The sequence below is a fragment of the Pedobacter sp. CG_S7 genome, assembly GCF_040544395.1.
In the GTDB taxonomy this organism is placed as follows: Bacteria; Bacteroidota; Bacteroidia; order Sphingobacteriales; family Sphingobacteriaceae; genus Pedobacter.
This window is the reverse complement of the sequence record NZ_JBEONS010000081.1, coordinates 1-3,763: the sequence shown is the minus strand read 5'-3', so window position 1 is coordinate 3,763 and position 3,763 is coordinate 1. Positions and strand designations below refer to the sequence as shown.

2 protein-coding genes are annotated in these 3,763 nt (G+C 36.5%); one reads left to right on the top strand and one right to left on the bottom strand.

The annotated features are described in order from the left end of the window. Positions 1–399: 399 nt before the first annotated feature. A complete protein-coding gene (locus AAKU52_RS17170; protein ID WP_354335828.1) occupies positions 400–2,439 on the bottom strand; it encodes a M13 family metallopeptidase in 2,040 nt (679 codons plus the stop codon). Between the two features lie 393 nt (positions 2,440–2,832). Here AAKU52_RS17170 and AAKU52_RS17165 point away from each other — a divergent pair, with 393 nt between their 5' ends. Then, entirely contained in the window at positions 2,833–3,702 is an 870-nt protein-coding gene (locus AAKU52_RS17165; RefSeq protein ID WP_354335827.1) for a DPP IV N-terminal domain-containing protein, read from the top strand. The last annotated feature ends 61 nt before the right edge of the window (positions 3,703–3,763 follow it).

Here is a 3,763-nt window from a genome sequence, read left to right as displayed (position 1 = left end):
TAAAATACATAAAAATATCCTAAATAACAAAAAAAACAAGTGTAATTTATTGTTAATCAATTAGTTAAATCACATATTGCCTTGCAACGGTCTTTATTAATGATTAAATGAAAAGGGTGATGTTACTTTAATGGTGAATAAAAAAAACAGCTCTGCGGTAAAACGAACAATATTAATGATTAAATGAAAAGGTTGATATTTACTTTAATAGTGAATAAAAAGAAGCAGCTCTGCGGTAAAACGAACAATATTAATGATTAAATGAAAAAGTTGATATTTACTTTAATGGTGAATAAAAAAAACAGCTCTGCTACCAATAACGTAAACCAACCATAACATCCTGTAAATCCAACAAACGTAACCACAGAACTTAGTTTTTAAATTAAACAACCATTCGTGTTACCACATTCTAATTCTATCTTCTGGTTTTTTGTATAATTTTTCACCAGGTTTCACATCAAATGCTTTATACCAGGCGTCCATATTAACAGGTGCACCAATAGTTCTGTATGGACCAGGAGAATGCGGGTCGGTTTTAATTAACTGTGCGGCACTTTCGTCAAGGATGTTGCCTCTCCAAACTTGTGCCCACGAGAGGAAGAAACGCTGATCAGGAGTAAAGCCTTCTATTTTTTCTTCCGATTGACCTTGTTTAGTTAATTTAAAGGCTGTATAAGCAGCGTTTAAACCACCTAAGTCACCGATGTTTTCACCCATGGTTAATTTACCGTTCACATGTATGGTGTCTAAAACAGTATAAGCATCAAATTGCTCCCCTAAAGCTTTTGTTTTCCCTTCAAATTTCACTTTATCTTCTGCAGTCCACCAGTTACGCAGGTTACCATCTTTATCGTATTGGCTACCACTGTCATCAAAACCATGAGACATCTCATGACCGATAACGGCACCTATACCACCATAATTAATGGCATCATCTGCATCAGGTGCAAAAAATGGGAACTGTAAAATTCCGGCAGGGAACACAATTTCGTTCATTGTAGGACTGTAATAAGCATTTACCGTTGGTGGAGTCATGCCAAAACGAGTGCGATCTACTGGTTTACCCAACTGATCGATCATTTCATTATAGCCCCAAACATCTGCATTGCGCAAATTCTGGAAATAAGTATTTGGTTTAATTACTAGGCCTTCATACGTTTTCCATTTTTCAGGATAGCCAATTTTAGGGGTAAAAGCATGTAGTTTAGCTAATGCTTTTTGTTTTGTTTCAGCGCTCATCCAATCCAGGTTATTGATTCTGGTTTCGAAAGCAGTACGCAGGTTTTTGATAAGCTCCGTCATACGAGCTTTGGCCTCAGGCTTGAAGTATTTAGCAACATATAATTGGCCTAATAATTCACCTACATTTCTATCTGTTAACGAAGCCATTCTTTGCCATCTTGGTGTTTGAACCCTCTGACCGGTTTGTGCTTGCGTAAATGCAAAACTAGCATTTACAAATGGTGAACTTAAATCAGCTGCACTATTTTTTAATATATTCCATTCTAAATATGTTTTCCAATCGGCAACAGGAATACTGCTTAACATGCCGTCAATAGTACTGAAGAATTTTGGGGCAGAAACCAATATAGTGTCTTGTCCATTAACCTTCAATTGCGTTAAAATAGTAGCCCATTTTAAGTTGGGCGTTGTTTTAGCGAAATCAGCAACGGTAAATTTGTTATATGTTTTGTAAGGATCGCGCATTTCCAGTCTGCTCATCTGGGCTGCTGCAAATTGTTTTTCGATAACCATTACGGTTGCCGCCTTTTGTTTAGCCGTCGCTGCAGAACTTCCTGTTAAAGCGAAAAGGGTAGTCATGTAAGTCGTATAAGCCTCTCTGATTTTTAAAGATCGGCTATCATCTTTCAAGTAATAATCGCGATCGGGGAGGGTTGTACCACCCTGACCTAAAGAGGGTAAATATTTTGTCACATTTTTTCTATCCTGCGAAACACCAAAGCCAAACATAGGATTGGCAATACCTGAAGAACGCATGGTTACGACTTCATTGATTACTCCATAAAGATTTTTAATTTGTTGTACCCTTGCTAGGTCGGCTTTAATAGGCGTGTATCCTAGTTTTTCGATTGTCAGGCTGTCCATTGCTGCGGTATAAAAGTCGCCTACACGTCTTTTTACCGTTCCAGTAGGGGCTGTTTTGTCATTAGCAGCATCCTCTACTAATCCTTTAACGGCGTTGATATTGAAATCACGCAAGACGTTAAAGCTACCCCAGCGCGTTTCTTTTGCTGGTACAGGGTTACTTTTAATCCAACTACCACTGGCATATAGATAAAAATCATCACCTGGTTTTACACTCAAATCCATGTTTTCAGGATCGATAAATTTCATTGGTGCCTGTTGTGCAGCAGCCGAATAACTGGCTGCAACAATACCCAGAACAGCAAAATAGCTTTTCAGTTCTTGTAATTTCATCTGTTAATTCAAGTTTTTTAAGATTGTGCAATTGGCAATTTATACCGACTCTTACAATCTGGATACATAAGTTAGTTATTGTACCGGGGTACAATTAAAAGATGAAATTAAGGAATAGAATTAAACATTTTGCTGTCTAATGAAAATTTTACTTATTGAACCAGTAATAAAGCCTGGTTAAGCTAAACCTTCTAAGGAGATGTCCAGTAATGGAGAATAATTTAAGCGACTTCATAACATTACAATTTATAGAGTATTAACATAATTTAACATAAATTATTGTGTGTATGTTACAAATTATAGTATAAGCTGTTTATAATGATAAATGGATGATGTAGGAATAATTCAAGAGTTTAACTGTTATTGCTACATTTGAATAACTAACGAATTAACATGAAGAAATACTATTTATTGTTCCCTTTGCTGGGCTTGTTTTTAACAATACAGGCACAGCATAAAAATTTCAGCATGCAGGAGGCGCTGTTGAGTGCCAGAACTACATTAGCACCTGAAAATCTTAGTCAGTTGCAGTTTGTTTATGGAACTGAGAATTATGTCTATGCTAAACGCATCAGCAACCAGTTAACTTGGGTGAAGGGCAATTTTCAGCAATCAACAGAACAATCTTTCCTTACTTTAGGTCAGCTTAATCAAAAGCTTCGCCTGGCGAAAAGTGATACCTTAACAACAATGCCTGTAATACAATTTAATAAAGAAGCCTCATGGTTATTTACCTTGAATAAGAAACAGGTTGCTTATGATGCTGTAAGGGGGCTTTTGACTACAAAAATTGATTCTTCTGTTTTTAACAAAAAGAATGTGGAGCAAAGTGTAGCAGGTTATACGGCCTACCTGGACCAAGCAAATTTATTTGTGGTTAAGGATGGCCAAAATAAACAAGTGACAACTGATGGTAGCAGCGACATCGTTTATGCTTCGTCGGTACATAGAGAGGAGTTTGGAATTAATAAAGGTATTTTTTGGAGTAACAACGGCAAACACCTGGCTTTTTACCGAATGGACCAAAGCATGGTTGCTGATTATCCGATCGTCGATTGGTCAACAATACCTGCGGAAAATGTAAACATTAAATATCCAATGGCAGGAGAGAAAAGCCACCATGTGACCGTTGCTGTTTACAATGCGGAAACTAAAACAACTGTTTATTTAAAAACTGGTGAACCGCTGGAGCAATATTTAACCAATATTACCTGGAGTCCTGATGATAAATATAAGACCGTTGCAAGGCAATATATGATTTAACTAATTGATTAACAATAAATTACACTTGTTTTTTTTGTTATTTAGGATATTTTTATGTATT

Bases quoted from the DNA above. Each gene is read 5' to 3' on its own strand.
- AAKU52_RS17170 (WP_354335828.1), bottom strand. From the start codon at position 2,439: ATGAAATTACAAGAACTGAAAAGCTATTTTGCTGTTCTGGGTATTGTT.
- AAKU52_RS17165 (WP_354335827.1), top strand. From the start codon at position 2,833: ATGAAGAAATACTATTTATTGTTCCCTTTGCTGGGCTTGTTTTTAACA.